We start from the raw sequence: 15005 nt of genomic DNA on the forward strand, positions 1-15005 counted from the left end.
GTACGGTCTCGGCGCCCGTTCGGTGAGGGTTCGGGCGAGTGTTCCCCCGGGTCAGGGAGGGGGAGGCGGCGTGTCGGCGGGCGGTCAGCGGGCGGGGGCGAGGGCGGCCGAGAGGCGGTCGAGGGCGGGCTGGGCGGTGTCCGGGGAGCTGGTGCGGCCGGCGAGGAAGGCGAAGGCGAGAAGGCGTCCGTCGGCGGTGACGACGGTTCCGGCGAGGGTGTTGACCCCGGTGAGGGTGCCGGTCTTGGCGCGGACGACGCCCGCGCCGCGGGCGGTGGCGTCGGTGCCGAAGCGCCCGGCGAGGGTGCCGCTGAAGCCGCCGACGGGCAGTCCGGTGAGGACGGGCCGCAGGGCGGGGTGGGCGGGGTCGGCGGCCCGGGTGAGGATGCCGGTGAGCAGGGCGGCGGAGACGCGGTCGCGCCGGTCGAGCCCGCTGCCGTCGGCGAAGCGGGCGCCCGCGAGGGGCAGGCCGAGGCGGGCGAGCTCGGCGTGGACGGCCTTGGCCGCGCCGTCGGCGCCGGCCGGCTGCTTGTGGGCGAGGGCGGTCTGCCGGGCGAGGGCTTCGGCGAGGTCGTTGTCGCTGTGCGTGAGGGTGCGTTCGACGAGGTCGGCGAGGGGTGCGGAGTCGGTGCGGGCCAGGGGCCTCGCCTGGGGGCCCCGGGGGGCGTGGCCGGGGGCGGGGGTGCCCTGGACGGTGACGCCGGCGGCGCGCAGGAGGCCGGCGAAGGCGGTGGCGGTGTCGCCGGCCGGGTCGGCGGTGCGGGGCGCGGGTCCGCTGTGGCTGCCGTCGAGGCGGCCCTCGTCGGTCATGAGGGCGCTGAGCGGGGCGAGGTTCTCGTTGGGGCCGATGGGGTGGAGCGCGGGGCCGCGGTAGAGGCTGGTGTCGTAGGTGAGCCGGACGGGGCCGGAGGCGCCGCGGGTCTTGAGGGCGCGGGCGGTGGCGTCGGCGAGGGCCTTGAGGCGGGCCTTGTCGAGGGTGGGGTCGCCGCCGCCGACGAGGGTGACGGTGCGGCCGTCGGGGGTGCCCACGGTGGTGGTGCCGATGCGGTGGTCGGGGCCGAGGGCGGAGAGCGCGGCGGCCGCGGTGGCGATCTTGACGGTGGAGGCGGGGGTCATCGGGGTGCCGGCGCCCTCCCCGTACAGCTGCCGGCCGGTGGTGGCGTCGACGACGGAGGCGGTGCGGAGCGGGCCGAGGCCGGGGTCGGCGAGGAGCGGGACGAGGACGGCGGCCCAGTCGACGGGACGGGCGGGCCGGCCGGGGCGGTCGGGGGTGGTGGGGTCGCCCGTCCGGGTGGTCCGTGGGGTGCCGGGGGCGTCCGTGGTGCCGGTGGCTCCGGTGGTCTCCGGGGCGCCGAGGGCGCGGAGCACTCCGGCGGCGCTCGGGGCGGGGGCGGGCGGGCGGGGGACGGCGGGTCCGGGGGCTCCGGCGTGATGTACGCCACCCCTGAGGTCGGCGGCGGCCGCGCGGGCCCGCTCGGCCTTACGCTGACCGGAGTCCCACGGGCCGGCCGCGGTCACCGCTCCGGCGGCCAGGGCCAGACCGAGCACGGCGGAGCCCGCCGCGAGCTGCCAGGTTCTCGGCTCCGGCATGTGATGACCAGCCCCTTTCGCGATCAAGACCGTGCGTGAGGGACACTTAACCACCGCGCGTCGTCGCGAGCATTGACATGTGTTGATTCAGGAGGAGATCCACCCGTGGAGTTCGACGTTCTCATCGAGATCCCCAAGGGATCGCGGAACAAGTACGAGGTCGACCACGAGACCGGTCGGATCCGCCTGGACCGCCGTCTCTTCACCTCGACCGCCTACCCGACGGACTACGGCTACGTCGAGAACACCCTCGGCGAGGACGGCGACCCGCTGGACGCGCTCGTCATCCTGGACGAGCCGACGTTCCCGGGCTGCCTCATCAAGTGCCGTGCCATCGGCATGTTCCGCATGACGGACGAGGCCGGCGGCGACGACAAGCTGCTGTGCGTCCCGGCGACGGACCCGCGCATGGAGCACCTGCGCGACATCCACCACGTCGCCGAGTTCGACCGCCTGGAGATCCAGCACTTCTTCGAGGTCTACAAGGACCTGGAGCCCGGCAAGTCCGTCGAGGGCGCCGACTGGGTCGGTCGCGCCGAGGCCGAGGAAGAGATCGAGAAGTCCTACGCTCGCGCCAAGGAGCAGGGCGGCCACTGAGCCCCTGTCCGGCTGAGCCTGTGAAGGGCGGTGCACCTGCTGAGGTGCGCCGCCCTTCGCGCGTTCATACTGGGCTGGACAGTGGCGTGATCAAGAGCCCCGTGGCGTGATCGTGCGGGTGCCCGGCCGGGAAGTGGGGGCGGAGACAGTGGTGGCGAAGCCGGACGGCCCGGAGGAGGCCCCGGAGGACCGGAAGCCGCCCTCGGACGAGGCGCGCAGCGCGTTCGCCCCGCCGCCCGGGGTCGAGCAGCCCGCGCCGCCGGAGGAGGAGCACCCGACCTCCGAGTTCGCCCTTCCGGAGGGGTTCGCGCCCCAGCCGCCCGCGGAGCAGGAAGGTTCCGCCTTCGCGCCGCCCTCGACGTACTCGGCGAAGGACAGCCCGCCGGCCTTCACGCCCGCGTACGGGGTGCCGCTGGTCCGGCTGGCGCACGACGCGCCCTGGCAGGACCGGATGCGGACGATGCTGCGGCTGCCGGTGGGTGAGCGGCCGGTGCCGGAGTCGCCGCGCAAGCAGGACGAGACCGGGCCGCCGGTGCCGCGCGTGCTGGACCTGACCCTGCGCATCGGCGAGCTGCTGCTCGCGGGCGGCGAGGGGGCGGAGGACGTCGAGGCGGCGATGTTCGCGATCTGCCGCGCCTACGGGCTCGACCGGTGCGAGCCGACGGTCACCTTCACGCTGCTGTCGATCACGTACCAGCCGTCGCTCGTGGACGACCCGGTCACGGCGAACCGCACGGTCCGGCGCCGGGGCACCGACTACACCCGGCTCGCGGCGGTCTACCAGCTGCTCGCGGACATCAACGCGGGGGCGCACGAGGTGACGCCCGAGGAGGCGTACCGGCGGCTCGCGGAGATACGGCGCAACCGGCACCCGTACCCGGGCTGGGTGCTGACGGCGGCGGCCGGGATGCTGGCCGGGGCGGCGTCGGTGCTGCTGGGCGGCGGTCCGACGGTGTTCTTCGTGGCGGCGCTGGGCGCGGTGCTGGGCGACCGGCTCGCGTGGCTGTGCGCGGGGCGGGGGCTGCCGGAGTTCTACCAGTTCCTGGTGGCGGCGATGCCGCCGGCGGCGATGGGGGTGGCGCTGACGCTGCTGCACGCCGATCTGCGGCCCTCGGCGGTCATCACGGGTGGCCTGTTCGCGCTGATCCCGGGGCGGGCGCTGGTGGCGGCCGTGCAGGACGGCCTGACCGGCTTCTACATCACGGCCTCGGCCCGGCTGCTGGAGGTCGGCTACTTCTTCGTGGCGATCGTGGTGGGCGTGCTGTCGGTGCTGTACCTGGCGGTGCAGTTCGGGGCGGAGCTGAACCCGGAGGGGGCGCTGCGGGCGGTCGAGCGGCCGGTGACGCAGACCGTGGCGTCGATGGTGCTGTGCGCGACCTTCGCGATCCTGCTGCAGCAGTCGCGGGCGACGGTGCTCTTCGCGACGCTGAACGGCGGCGTGGCCTGGGTGATCTACGCGTCGATCGCGGTGACGGCGGGCGGCTCGACGGTGATGGCGACGGCGGTGGCGGCGGGTCTGGTGGGCCTGTTCGGGCAGCTGATCGCCCGCTACCACCACACCTCGTCGCTGCCGTACGTGACGGCGGCGATCGGTCCGCTGCTGCCCGGTTCGGCGACGTACTTCGGTGTGCTCGCGATCGCCCAGAACAACCTGGACGGGGGGTTCGCCTCGCTGGCGAAGGCGGCGGCCCTGGCCCTGGCGATCGCGATCGGGGTGAACCTGGGAAGCGAGCTGGCCCGCCTCTTCATGCAGGCGCCGGCCACGGCGGCGGCCCGCCGGGCGGCGAAGCGGACCAGGGGCTTCTAGAGCCTGTACGGCCCTGGAAGCCCCTGGTGGGTGTTGCCGGTGTACGCGGTGTACGCGGTGTGCGTCCGGCGTACGCGGTGTGCGTCCGGCGTACGCGGTGGGCGGGTCGCCCGGCGGTCAGCGCTTGGCGTGGCGGCCGCGCTCGGCCGGGGGGTTCGGGGTGCCGGGGGCGTCGTGGCCGGTGTCCTGGCCCTGCTTCTTCTTCGACTGGGAGCGGGCCCGCAGGTACTCGATCACGATCGGGACGACGGAGATCAGCACGATCGCGACGAGGATCATCTCGATGTGCTTGTGCACGAAGTCGATCTTGCCGAGGGAGGCGCCGAGCAGGGTCACGCCGGCGCCCCACAGGAGGCCGCCGATGACGTTGAAGGTGATGAAGGAGCGGTAGTTCATCCGGCTCACACCGGCGATGATCGGCGTGAACGTGCGCACGATCGGCACGAAGCGGGCCAGGATCAGCGACTTCGGGCCGTGCTTCTCGAAGAACTCGTGCGCCTTCTCGACGTTCTCCTGCTTGAACAGCTTGGAGTCGGGGCGGCTGAAGAGGGCCGGGCCGACCTTGCGGCCGAACAGGTAGCCCACCTGGTCGCCGATGATCGCCGCGGCCACCACCAGGGTGCACACCAGCCACAGCGGGCTGTCCAGCTTGCCCGTGGTGACGAGCAGGCCGGTGGTGAAGAGCAGCGAGTCACCCGGCAGGAAGAAGCCGATGAGGAGTCCGGACTCGGCGAAGACGATGACGAGGACGCCGATCAGACCGAAGGTCTGGATCAGGTAGTCCGGGTCGAGCCAGCTCGGACCGAGGGCAAGCGTGTTCACGGGTTCCGGGCTCCTGCGATCTGTGGGGGCGAGAAGGACGGGTTTCAGACAGGGCGACGCACAGGCGCGTCGAGGAGATTGTCGTACGGGACTGCCGCCCCAAGCTATCAACGCGGAGTGAACCCTCCGGGTTCCACCGTGCCCGCACGGCTCCGGGCGGCCCCGCGGCCCTCCGGACGCGTCCCTCCGGATGCGCCCCCGCGACGCGGCCCGCAGGCTGAGGGCCAGGAGGTGGATGCGGATGAGCATCGACGAGTACGGCGGTGGCCAGGGGCCCCATTCGGACGTGCTGGTGGTCACGACGAACGACGTGCCCGGGTACGAGGTGCGCCAGGTGATCGGCGAGGTCTTCGGTCTGACGGTGCGTTCCCGGCATCTGGGCAGCCAGATCGGCGCGGGCCTGAAGTCGATGATCGGCGGGGAGCTGAAGGGTCTGACGAAGACCCTGGTGCAGACCCGCAACCAGGCGATGGAGCGGCTGGTGGAGCAGGCGAAGGCGCGCGGCGCCAACGCGGTCCTGATGTTCCGCTTCGACGTCACGGAGGCCGCCGACGTGGGCACCGAGGTGTGCGCCTACGGCACCGCCGTGGTCATCGCGCCGCACGCCTGAGGCCCCTGGGCGCGCGCCCAGGGGCCCCGGGTCTCAGTCGGCGAGGCGGCGCGCGTTGGCGTGGATCGCGGCGCGCAGGTGCTCGGCGAGGCCCTCGTGGATCGAGTCGTAGAAGGCCCGGAAGTTCTCGTCGGAGACGTACATCTCGGCCAGGCCCTGGTGGATCTTCGGGTGGCAGTCGAAGAACCACGTGGTGATGTGCGCGCGGTGGGCCTCGGCGAGCTCCATGGCGGCCGGGGATCCGGGCGCCTCACCCGCGTCCATGAGGGCGCCGTAGGCGGTGCCCCAGGCGTCGATCTCCCCCTTCATGCGCTGCCAGTCGTCCTTGGTGTACGTGGCGACGCGGGCCTGCGTCTCCTCGTGGGTGTGGGTGCCGCCCCAGCGGCGGGCGGACTCCTCCGCGTACCGCTCGGGGTCCTTGTGGCCGAACACCTCGAACTTCTCCTCGGGCGTGAGGTTGATGCCCATGCGTCTCGCCTCCATGGCGTGCTCGACGGCCGCCGCCATCCTTCGCAGTTCCCCGATGCGCCCGGTCAGCAGCCGGTGCTGCCGCCGCAGGTGTTCCTGCGGGTCGGCGCGGGGGTCGTCGAGGAGGACGGCGACCTCTTCGAGGGGGAAGCCGAGCTCCCGGTAGAACAGGATCTGCTGCAGCCTGTCGAGGTCCGCGTCGACGTAGCGGCGGTGGCCCGCCGGGCTGCGTCCGCCGGGCGAGAGCAGCCCGATCGCGTCGTAGTGGTGCAGGGTGCGCACCGTGACCCCGGCGAAGCCGGCGACCTGTCCCACGGAGTGGCTCATCGACTCCCCGCCCCTTCTCTGTGTCGGTTCGCGTGCCAGCCTCGGCCCTGACGCAACGTGAGGTGCAAGCCGAATCCGTCCGACTCCGCGGGCCCCTCAGGATGTTGTGTCGCTTTTGTCTACATATGGTGGGTCGGTGGCCACCGATACCCCCGCTGCCCCCGCCGCCCAGGCGCCCCACCGGATCCTGCTGCCCCAGATCCTGCCCGCCCTCGTGGTCGGCATCGCGTCGGCCCTGCTGTTCCTCGGCATCAGCGCGCTCGCCGAACAGCTCCAGCACGTCCTGTGGAACACCCTTCCGGACGCGCTCGGCATCGGTAACTACTCCTCGCTGTGGATGATCTCCACGCTCACCGCGACCGGCATCGCGGTCGGCCTCGTCGTCTGGAAGGTGTACGGGCACGCGGGCGGCGACCCGGCCGAGGGCGGGCTCGGCGGCCCGCCGATCTCCCCCGGGATCGTCCCCGGCCTGCTCCTCGCCAGCACCCTCTCGCTGGCCGGCGGCGTCAGCCTCGGTCCCGAGAACCCGACCATCGTCTCGGCCATCGCCCTCGCCTTCTGGGCGGGCACCAAGCTGCTGCCCGCCGTGCCCGGCCTCCTGTGGGTGTCGCTCGCCACCGCCGGCACCTTCGGCGCCCTGTTCGGCACCCCCGTGGCCGCCGCCCTCGTCCTCTCCGAGGCGCTCACCACCCACCCGGGCGAGGGCTCGCTGTGGGACCGGCTCTTCGCCCCGCTGATCGCTGCCGGGGCCGGGGCCATGACCACCCAGCTCCTCTCCGACCCCAGCTTCGACATCGGCCTTCCGCCCCTGGACGACCCCGGTGCCGGCGACCTCCTCGCCGCGATGGTCGTCGCCACCCTCGCCGCCGTCTTCGGCCTGCTCGCCTGCTACGCCTTCCCGTACGCCCACCGGGCCTTCACACGGCTGCGGCACCCCATGGTGATGCTGCCGCTCGGCGGGCTCGTGCTGGGCCTCCTCGGCGCGCTGGGCGGGCATCTGACGCTCTTCAAGGGCCTGGAGGAGACCAGGGAGCTCGCCGCCGGCATCGGCACCTTCGGCTCCGGCGAGCTGGCCAAGATGGCCGTGGTCAAGACCGTCGCCCTGCTCGTCGCCGCGGCCAGCGGCTTCCGCGGCGGCCGGGTCTTCCCGGCGGTCTTCATCGGCGCGGCGTTCGGTCTGTGCGCGCAGGCGCTCGTGCCCGAGATCCACCCGGCGGTGGCCGTCTCCGGCGCCGTCCTCGGCATCCTGCTCGCCACCACCCGGCAGGGCTGGGTGAGCCTCTTCGTGGCCGCCGTGCTCGCCTCCTCCCCCTCGATGGTCGCCGTGCTCTGCATCGCGATCCTGCCCGCCTGGCTGGTCGTCACCGGACGCCCGGTCCTGGAGCTCGACGAGCACGGCGAACCCCTCCGCAGCACCTGATCCCCCGGCCCTCCTGCACCCCCTCCCCCCACCCCGCGAAGCAAGGAGCCACCGTGGCACTGCACAAGGGACCCGCAGAGCAGGAGACCGAGCACCACCGCCGGCTCTCCCTGAACCCCTTCTACGGCGAGGCCAACCCGGTCAGCGGCATGACCGAGGCACCGCCCCGCCACCGGCTGCCCGACGGGCCGCTGGCCCCCATGAGCGCTTACCAGCTCGTCCACGACGAGCTGATGCTCGACGGCAACTCGCGCCTCAACCTGGCCACCTTCGTCACCACCTGGATGGAGCCGCAGGCCGGGGTCCTGATGGCGGAGTGCCGCGACAAGAACATGATCGACAAGGACGAGTATCCGCGCACCGCCGAACTGGAGCGCCGCTGCGTCTCGATGCTCGCGCACCTGTGGAACGCCCCCGACCCGTCCGCCACCGTCGGCTGCTCCACCACCGGCTCCAGCGAGGCCTGCATGCTCGCCGGCATCGCCCTCAAGCGCCGCTGGACCAACCGGAACGCCGACCGCTACCGGGGCGGCGCCCGCCCCAACCTGGTGATGGGCATCAACGTCCAGGTCTGCTGGGAGAAGTTCTGCAACTTCTGGGAGGTCGAGCCCCGCCTCGTCCCCATGGACGGCGAACGCTTCCACCTCGACGCCGAGACCGCCGCCGCGCTCTGCGACGAGAACACCATCGGCGTCGTCGCCGTCCTCGGCTCCACCTTCGACGGCTCCTACGAGCCCGTCGCCGACATCTGCGCCGCCCTCGACGCCCTCCAGGAGCGCACCGGGCTCGACATCCCCGTCCACGTGGACGGGGCCTCCGGCGCCATGGTCGCGCCCTTCGTCGACGAGGACCTGGTGTGGGACTTCCGGCTGCCCCGGGTCTCCTCGATCAACACCTCGGGCCACAAGTACGGGCTCGTCTACCCGGGCGTCGGCTGGGCGCTGTGGCGCTCACCCACCGAGCTCCCCGAGGAGCTGGTCTTCCGGGTCAACTACCTGGGCGGCGACATGCCCACCTTCGCCCTCAACTTCTCACGGCCGGGCGCCCAGGTGGTCGCGCAGTACTACACGTTCCTCCGGCTGGGCCGGGAGGGCTACCGGGCGGTCCAGCAGACCAGCCGGGACGTCGCCCGGGGGCTGGCCGAACGGATCGACGCACTGGGCGACTTCCGGCTGCTGACCCGCGGCGACGCGCTGCCCGTCTTCGCCTTCACCACCGCGCCCGACGTCACCAACTTCGACGTCTTCGACGTCTCCCGGCGCCTGCGCGAGAGCGGCTGGCTCGTGCCCGCCTACACCTTCCCCGCCAACCGCGAGGACCTGTCCGTGCTGCGGATCGTCTGCCGCAACGGCTTCTCCGCCGACCTGGCGGGCCTCCTCACCGAGGAACTGGACCGGATCATGCCCGAACTCCGCCGTCAGTCCCAGCCGCTCACCCGCGACAAGCAGGCGGCGACGTCCTTCCACCACTGACCGGGCCGCCCGGCGCGGCGGGGCCGGGGCCGACCGCGCCCCGGCCCCCTCGGCTACCTCCCGAGACGGCCGAACCTCCGTACCGCCAGAGGCAGGAAGACCGCGAGCAGGACCAGCGGCCACGCCACCGCGACGCCGGTCCAGCCCGGTTCGCCGCCCGGGCCGCCGAGCAGCTCCCGGACCGCGGTCGCCGTCGCGGACATCGGGTTCCACTCGACGACCGCGCCCAGCCAACCCGGCATGGACGCGGGCGCGGCGAAGGCGTTGGAGAGGAAGCCGAACGGCCAGACCAGGATCTGCACCGCCTGGACCAGCTCGGCGCGGCCCGCGAGCAGGGCCAGGTGGATGCCGATCCAGAGCATCGCGAACCGCAGCAGGAGCAGCAGTCCCATCGCCCCGAGGAACGCGCCGCCGGAGCCGTGCGTCCGCCAGCCGATCGCGTGGCCGACGCCGACCATCAGGAGCAGTCCGACGCCCGACTGGAGCATGTCGGCGGACGCCCGCCCCACGAGCACCGCGCCGTCGGCCATCGGCATCGAACGGAACCGGTCGATCACGCCCTTGTCGAGGTCGCGCGTCACCGCCGTCATCGTGCCTTCGAGACCGAAGACCATGGTCAGGGTGAGCATGCCCGGCACGAGGAAGTCGACGTAGTCGCCCTCGACGGCCCGCCCGCCGCCGACCAGGTAGCCGAACATCAGCAGCATCATGACCGGGAAGACCAGGCCGACGACGACCTGGACGGGCTGCCGCGCCCAGTGCGCCAGCTCCCGCCGGGTCATGGTCCAGCAGTCGCTCGTCACGTACGCCGCGCTCATGCCGCCACCTCCGTCGGGGCCCCGGTCCGCGGGCCGGTCAGGTGCAGGAAGACCTCGTCCAGCGTCGGCCGGCGCAGGGCGACGTCCTCCGCCTCGATCCCCGCCGCCTCCAGGGCCCGCACGGTCTCGGCGAGCGAGGCCATCCGGTCCCGTACGGGGGCGCTGATCCGCCGCCGGTCCCGGTCGACGTCCGCCTCCCCCGGCCCGAACGGCAGCACCCGCACCGCCTCGTCGAGCCGTGCCCCGTCCCGTACGACCACGTCGATCCTGTCCCGGCCCGCGCGGGACTTGAGCGCGTCGGGGGTGCCGTCGGCGACCACCCGGCCCCGGTCGACCACCGAGATCCGGTCGGCGAGCCGGTCCGCCTCCTCCAGGTACTGGGTCGTGAGCAGCACCGTCGTGCCGCCGCCGACCAGGGAGCGCACCGCGTCCCAGACCTCGGCCCGGCCGCGCGGGTCGAGACCGGTGGTCGGCTCGTCCAGGAACAGCACCTCCGGCTCGGTGATCAGGGCGGCGGCCAGGTCGAGCCGGCGCCGCATGCCGCCGCTGTACGTCCGCACGGCCTTGGTGCCGGTGTCGGCGAGGCCGAAGCGCTCCAGGAGCTCGTCCGCCCGCCCTCCGGCGCGGCGGGCGCCCAGGTGGTGCAGGCGCGCGAACATCTCCAGGTTCTGCCGCCCGGACAGCTCCTCGTCGAGCGCCGCGTGCTGGCCGAGCAGCCCGATCCGGCGCCGCACCTCGCCGGCCTGCCGCCGCACGTCGAACCCGGCCACCCGCACCGACCCCTCGTCGTGGCGGAGCAGGGTGGCCAGGACCCGCACGGCCGTGGTCTTGCCGGCGCCGTTGGGGCCCAGCAGGCCGTGCACCGTGGCGCCCCGCACGGCCAGGTCGAGGCCGTCCAGGGCGGGTTCGCCGCCGTACCGCTTCCGTGCGCCCTCCACGAGGATCGCGTCGCCGTCCATCGACACCCCTTCAGGTAGTCAAGTTTGACCAGTCGCTCGCGGCGGAGGTTATGCCCTGCCGGGCAGCTAGTCAAACTTGATTAGGGGGGCCTCCGGACGCCGCCGCTATGCGGCGCGGGGCCCGCGTCACTCCGCATACGGGTTCTCCTCGCCCTCCGCCAGCACGCCCACGAAGGGGTCGCCCTCCCCCGCGAACACGTACGCCCCGGCCTCGATCCGCTCGATCAGGCCGAGCGTCCACGCGCGCCCCGCGTCGGCGGAGTGGACCCAGAGGTGCATGATCTCCCCGATGTGGCCGAGCTGCTCCGGCCCGCCCTCGGGGGTGTAGTACTCGGTGACCGAGGTCCGCCACGCGTCCAGGCCCCGCAGCCGCTCCCGCAGCAGCCCCACCGCCTCCGCGCGCGGCAGGTCCACGATGAAGCCGATGCCCGCCGACAGGACGTCCATCTGCTGGTCGTAGGTGGAGACCGCCCCGCGCAGCAGGCGCAGGTACTCCTCGCGGCCGGCGTCCGTGATCTCGTACTCGACCCGCGGCGGACCGCCCGCGGTGCTGGGCGCGATCTCGTCGGCGCGCAGCAGTCCCTGCTTCGCCATCTGCTTGAGCGCGTGGTAGATCGAGCCCGGCTTGGCGTGGGACCACTCGTGCGCGCCCCAGTACTCCAGGTCGTTGCGCACCTGGTAGCCGTGGGCGCGGCCGTGCTGCTTGACCGCGCCCAGGACGAGAAGACGGATCGCCGACATCCCACGGACCTCCCTACTCACTGGTCAACTTTGACCAGGGTAGGGCGAGCGGCTCAGCCCTGGCGCTCCAGGGCGATCAGGTCGAAGGAGCCCTTGCCGTCCAGGGACTCCCGGATGACGTCCGCGTGGCCCGCGTGCCGGCCCATCTCCTGGACCAGGTGCAGCAGCATCCAGCGGACCGAGACCCGGCCGTTCTCGGGGAACCAGGGCGCCGGCGGCAGCGGGAAGACGTCGTCCAGGCTGGGCACGCTCCGGACGAACTCCTCGGTCTCCTTGGCCACACCCTCCCAGAAGGCGACGATCTCCGGGATCGTCTCGCCGTCGACGAGCCGGAAGCCCTCGCCCCAGGTGCTCTCGTCGCGCTGCCGCTCGTTCGGGCGCTGCTGGGCGAGCCGGAGCCAGTTCAGCTCGACCTCGGCGACGTGCTTGATCAGTCCGGACAGGCTGAGCTCGCTCGCGCTCGGGCGGCTCGCCGCCTGCTCCTCCGTGAGGCCGTAGGAGGCCCGGACGAGCGCCTCGCGCTGCGACTGCACGAAGTTCAGGAACGCGCCCCGCTCGTCACCCTGCTGCTCCGCGGGAACAAGAGCCACCATGATGTCCACCCTCCGTAGGTTGGTCGGCTTTCCCTCCGACACCGACCAACTTACGGGCCATCTAGGTCAGATGATGTCCTAGACGCGGCCGCCTAGAAGGGGAAACGGCTGCGGCTGTACTGGATCGAGATCCACTTCTGGGTGGTGAAGGCCTCGATCATCGCCTCGCCGTTGAGCCGCCCGATGCCGGAGCGCTTCTCGCCGCCGAAGGGGACGATCGGCTCGTCGTGCACGGTGCCGTCGTTGATGTGGATCATGCCGGTGTGGATGCGCTTCGCGATCCGCACACCCCGCTCGATGTCACCCGTGTGGACGGCGCCGCTGAGCCCGTACGGGGTGTCGTTGGCGATCCGTACGGCCTCGTCCTCGCCGTCGAACGGGACGATCAGGGCCACCGGGCCGAAGATCTCCTGGCCGAGCACCGGCGCGTCGGCGGCGATGCCGGTGAGGACGGAGGGCGACACGACGTTGCCCTCGACCGCGCCGCGCAGCAGCGCGGTCGCGCCGGCCTCGACCGTCTGGTCGACGAGCGCCGACACGGCCTCCGCCTGCTGGGAGTTGATGAGCGGGCCGATGTGGGTGGCGGGGTCGGCCGGGTCGCCGACCCGCAGGGTCTTCACCTTCGCCACGAACTTCTCGCTGAACTCCGGCTCCAGCCGGCGATCCACCAGGATGCGGTTGGCGGCCATGCACACCTGGCCCTGGTGCACGAAGCGGCTGAAGACGGCGGCGTCCACGGCGTAGTCGAGGTCGGCGTCGTCGAGGACGATCAGGGCGCTGTTGCCGCCGAGTTCGAGCACGGCGTGCTTGAAGTTCTGCGCGCAGACGGTGGCGACGTGCCGGCCGACCCCGTCGGAGCCGGTGAAGGAGATGACCTTCGGGACCGGGTGGGTCAGCAGCGCGTCGCCGATCTCGGCGATGTCGGTGACGACGACGTTGAGCAGGCCGGCCGGCAGACCGGCCTCCTCCAGGACCTTGGCGACGAGGGTGCCGCCGCAGATCGGGGTGTTCTGGTGGGGCTTGAGGACGACGCCGTTGCCGAGGGCGAGGGCCGGGGCGACCGACTTGATCGACAGCAGGAAGGGGAAGTTGAACGGCGAGATGACGCCGACGACCCCGACCGGCAGACGGTAGACCCGGTTCTCCTTGCCGTCCACCGGCGAGGGCAGGATGCGGCCCTCGGGACGCAGCGACAGCTGGATCGCCTCGCGCAGGAACTCCTTGGCCAGGTGCAGCTCGAAGGCGGCCTTGAGGCGGGTGCCGCCGAGCTCGGCGACGATCGCCTCGGCGATCTCCTCCTCGCTGTCCTCGACGATCCGCAGCGCCCGCTCGAAGACGAGCCGGCGGCTGTACGGGTTGGTCTGCGCCCACTCGGCCTGGGCCCGCTCGGCGGCCCGGTAGGCCTGGTCGACCTCGGCCGCGGTCGCGATGGTGATCGAGGCCAGCTTCTCCCCGGTGTACGGGTTGAAGTCGATGATGTCCCAGGAGCCGCTGCCGGGCTTCCACTCGCCGTCGATGTACTGGTGGGCCAGTTCGGTGAAGCCGGAGAAGACAGACGACATGAACAAGACCCCTTACCCGCTGCGGCGGACGTCGGCACGGACGAACGCGTCGGTGACGCACTGACCCACAGACGCACTGATGTCACGTCATCGTACTGACGTATCAGGAGAGTTGGAGGAGTCCCCGCAGAAGGTCGCGGCTTTCTGCCGGGTCGGGGCTGTCCCCGCGCAGGCGCTCCATCACCCGCGCGTACTGCGCGACCTCCTCGCGCTTGTCCAGGTAGAGGGCGCTGGTCAGCTGTTCCAGGTACACGACGTCCGAGAGGTCGGACTCGGGGAAGCTCAGCATGGTGAACGCGCCGCTCTCGCCCGCGTGGCCGCCGAAGCTGAAGGGCATGACCTGGAGCGTGACGTTGGGGTGCTCCGAGATCTCGATGAGGTGCCTCAACTGCCCCCGCATGACGGACCGGTCGCCGTACGGGCGGCGCAGCGCGGCCTCGTCGAGCACGGCGTGGAACTGCGGGGCGCGCTCGGAGACCAGGACCTTCTGGCGCTCCAGGCGCAGCGCGACCCGGCGGTCGATCTCGGCGCGCGGGGCGCCGGGCATGCCGCGGGTGACGACGGCGTGGGCGTAGGCCTCGGTCTGCAACAGGCCGTGGATGAACTGCACCTCGTAGATGCGGATGAGGGAAGCGGCGCCTTCGAGGCCGATGTAGGTCTGGAACCAGCCGGGCAGGACGTCGCCGAAGCTGTGCCACCAGCCGGCCACGTTCGCCTCGCGGGCCAGGCCGAGGAGCGAACCGCGCTCGGTCTCGTCGCCGACCCCGTAGAGGGTGAGCAGATCCTCGACGTCCCGGGCCTTGAAGCTCACCCTTCCCAACTCCATACGGCTGATCTTGGATTCGGACGCGCGGATCGAATAGCCGGCCGCTTCCCGGGTGATGCCGCGCGATTCACGCAACCGCCTCAACTGGGAGCCCAGCAGGATGCGGCGCACCACGCTCCCGCTCGCCCCGCTCGATTCGCCTGCCGTCACGGCTCAAGCCTCCCCATCACGGTGCTCCCGCCCCTCAAGATCAATCTGGATCAATCCGATGCCGAGCCCCCGTCGAGCCCCGGATTCTGCCACTAAACGCTTCAGCGCGTACACATTCGATTACGGATAGGGGGCGGGTTCCGGGCAGCGGGGTCACCCGTCCGGGGCGACTTATGCACAGATTCGGCACGTGGACGGACAGGTCCGGCGCGTGCACGTGCATCTGCCCTTGCATCCCCACCG

Annotated in this window: 14 protein-coding genes; 5 read left to right on the plus strand and 9 right to left on the minus strand. The window is 72.3% G+C overall.

The annotated features are described in order from the left end of the window. Positions 1-84: 84 nt before the first annotated feature. Positions 85-1590, minus strand: a complete 1506-nt coding sequence (dacB, locus tag OG309_RS16415) for a D-alanyl-D-alanine carboxypeptidase/D-alanyl-D-alanine endopeptidase (protein ID WP_329421641.1) — start codon at positions 1588-1590, stop codon at positions 85-87. Between the two features lie 105 nt (positions 1591-1695). Here dacB and OG309_RS16420 point away from each other — a divergent pair, with 105 nt between their 5' ends. Further along, positions 1696-2187, plus strand: coding sequence for an inorganic diphosphatase (locus tag OG309_RS16420; protein WP_024758444.1), 492 nt, complete (start codon positions 1696-1698; stop codon positions 2185-2187). Positions 2188-2335: 148 nt separating this feature from the next. Continuing rightward, entirely contained in the window at positions 2336-3994 is a 1659-nt protein-coding gene (locus tag OG309_RS16425; protein ID WP_329428366.1) for a threonine/serine ThrE exporter family protein, read from the plus strand. Positions 3995-4111: 117 nt separating this feature from the next. Here the strand turns inward: OG309_RS16425 and OG309_RS16430 are convergent, their stop codons facing one another. Then, entirely contained in the window at positions 4112-4816 is a 705-nt protein-coding gene (locus OG309_RS16430; RefSeq protein WP_329421643.1) for a DedA family protein, read from the minus strand. Between the two features lie 241 nt (positions 4817-5057). On the opposite strand from OG309_RS16430, the gene OG309_RS16435 reads away from it, so the two are divergent. Continuing rightward, a complete protein-coding gene (locus OG309_RS16435) occupies positions 5058-5426 on the plus strand; it encodes a YbjQ family protein (protein WP_329421644.1) in 369 nt (122 codons plus the stop codon). 33 nt (positions 5427-5459) lie between these two features. On the opposite strand, the gene OG309_RS16440 is transcribed toward OG309_RS16435, so the two are convergent. Then, positions 5460-6221, minus strand: coding sequence for a MerR family transcriptional regulator (locus OG309_RS16440; RefSeq protein WP_329421646.1), 762 nt, complete (start codon positions 6219-6221; stop codon positions 5460-5462). A 136-nt stretch (positions 6222-6357) separates the two neighbouring features. On the opposite strand from OG309_RS16440, the gene OG309_RS16445 reads away from it, so the two are divergent. After that, positions 6358-7641: an ion channel protein gene (locus OG309_RS16445; RefSeq protein WP_329421648.1), complete on the plus strand. Its 1284-nt coding sequence runs from the start codon at positions 6358-6360 to the stop codon at positions 7639-7641. Positions 7642-7694: 53 nt separating this feature from the next. Continuing rightward, positions 7695-9113: a glutamate decarboxylase gene (locus OG309_RS16450; protein WP_329421649.1), complete on the plus strand. Its 1419-nt coding sequence runs from the start codon at positions 7695-7697 to the stop codon at positions 9111-9113. 53 nt (positions 9114-9166) lie between these two features. Here the strand turns inward: OG309_RS16450 and OG309_RS16455 are convergent, their stop codons facing one another. The 6 genes from OG309_RS16455 to OG309_RS16480 all read right to left on the minus strand — a co-directional run bounded on the left by OG309_RS16455 (position 9167) and on the right by OG309_RS16480 (position 14762). After that, the gene (locus OG309_RS16455) at positions 9167-9931 is read right to left on the minus strand and encodes an ABC transporter permease (RefSeq protein WP_329421652.1); all 765 of its coding nucleotides are present in this window, start codon (positions 9929-9931) and stop codon (positions 9167-9169) included. Further along, entirely contained in the window at positions 9928-10890 is a 963-nt protein-coding gene (locus tag OG309_RS16460; RefSeq protein WP_329421653.1) for an ATP-binding cassette domain-containing protein, read from the minus strand. The genes OG309_RS16455 and OG309_RS16460 overlap by 4 nt, the downstream gene beginning before the upstream one ends. Before the next feature lie 126 nt (positions 10891-11016). Continuing rightward, positions 11017-11631 (minus strand): PadR family transcriptional regulator, encoded by a 615-nt coding sequence (locus OG309_RS16465; RefSeq protein ID WP_329421654.1) that lies wholly within the window; start codon positions 11629-11631, stop codon positions 11017-11019. Between the two features lie 53 nt (positions 11632-11684). Continuing rightward, positions 11685-12224: a DinB family protein gene (locus OG309_RS16470; RefSeq protein WP_329421656.1), complete on the minus strand. Its 540-nt coding sequence runs from the start codon at positions 12222-12224 to the stop codon at positions 11685-11687. Between the two features lie 92 nt (positions 12225-12316). After that, positions 12317-13786 (minus strand): aldehyde dehydrogenase family protein, encoded by a 1470-nt coding sequence (locus OG309_RS16475; protein ID WP_329421657.1) that lies wholly within the window; start codon positions 13784-13786, stop codon positions 12317-12319. A gap of 103 nt (positions 13787-13889) precedes the next feature. Then, positions 13890-14762, minus strand: coding sequence for a helix-turn-helix domain-containing protein (locus OG309_RS16480; protein WP_329421660.1), 873 nt, complete (start codon positions 14760-14762; stop codon positions 13890-13892). Positions 14763-15005 lie beyond the last annotated feature (243 nt).

Source organism: Streptomyces sp. NBC_01268, from assembly GCF_036240795.1.
In the GTDB taxonomy this organism is placed as follows: Bacteria; Actinomycetota; Actinomycetes; order Streptomycetales; family Streptomycetaceae; genus Streptomyces.

What these genes read in the sequence shown, in the direction of transcription:
- dacB (WP_329421641.1), bottom strand. Translation starts at nt 1,590, where the DNA reads ATGCCGGAGCCGAGAACCTGGCAGCTCGCGGCGGGCTCCGCCGTGCTC.
- OG309_RS16435 (WP_329421644.1), top strand. Translation starts at nt 5,058, where the DNA reads ATGAGCATCGACGAGTACGGCGGTGGCCAGGGGCCCCATTCGGACGTG.
- OG309_RS16440 (WP_329421646.1), bottom strand. Translation starts at nt 6,221, where the DNA reads ATGAGCCACTCCGTGGGACAGGTCGCCGGCTTCGCCGGGGTCACGGTG.
- OG309_RS16455 (WP_329421652.1), bottom strand. Translation starts at nt 9,931, where the DNA reads ATGAGCGCGGCGTACGTGACGAGCGACTGCTGGACCATGACCCGGCGG.
- OG309_RS16460 (WP_329421653.1), bottom strand. Translation starts at nt 10,890, where the DNA reads ATGGACGGCGACGCGATCCTCGTGGAGGGCGCACGGAAGCGGTACGGC.
- OG309_RS16465 (WP_329421654.1), bottom strand. Translation starts at nt 11,631, where the DNA reads ATGTCGGCGATCCGTCTTCTCGTCCTGGGCGCGGTCAAGCAGCACGGC.
- OG309_RS16470 (WP_329421656.1), bottom strand. Translation starts at nt 12,224, where the DNA reads ATGGTGGCTCTTGTTCCCGCGGAGCAGCAGGGTGACGAGCGGGGCGCG.
- OG309_RS16475 (WP_329421657.1), bottom strand. Translation starts at nt 13,786, where the DNA reads ATGTCGTCTGTCTTCTCCGGCTTCACCGAACTGGCCCACCAGTACATC.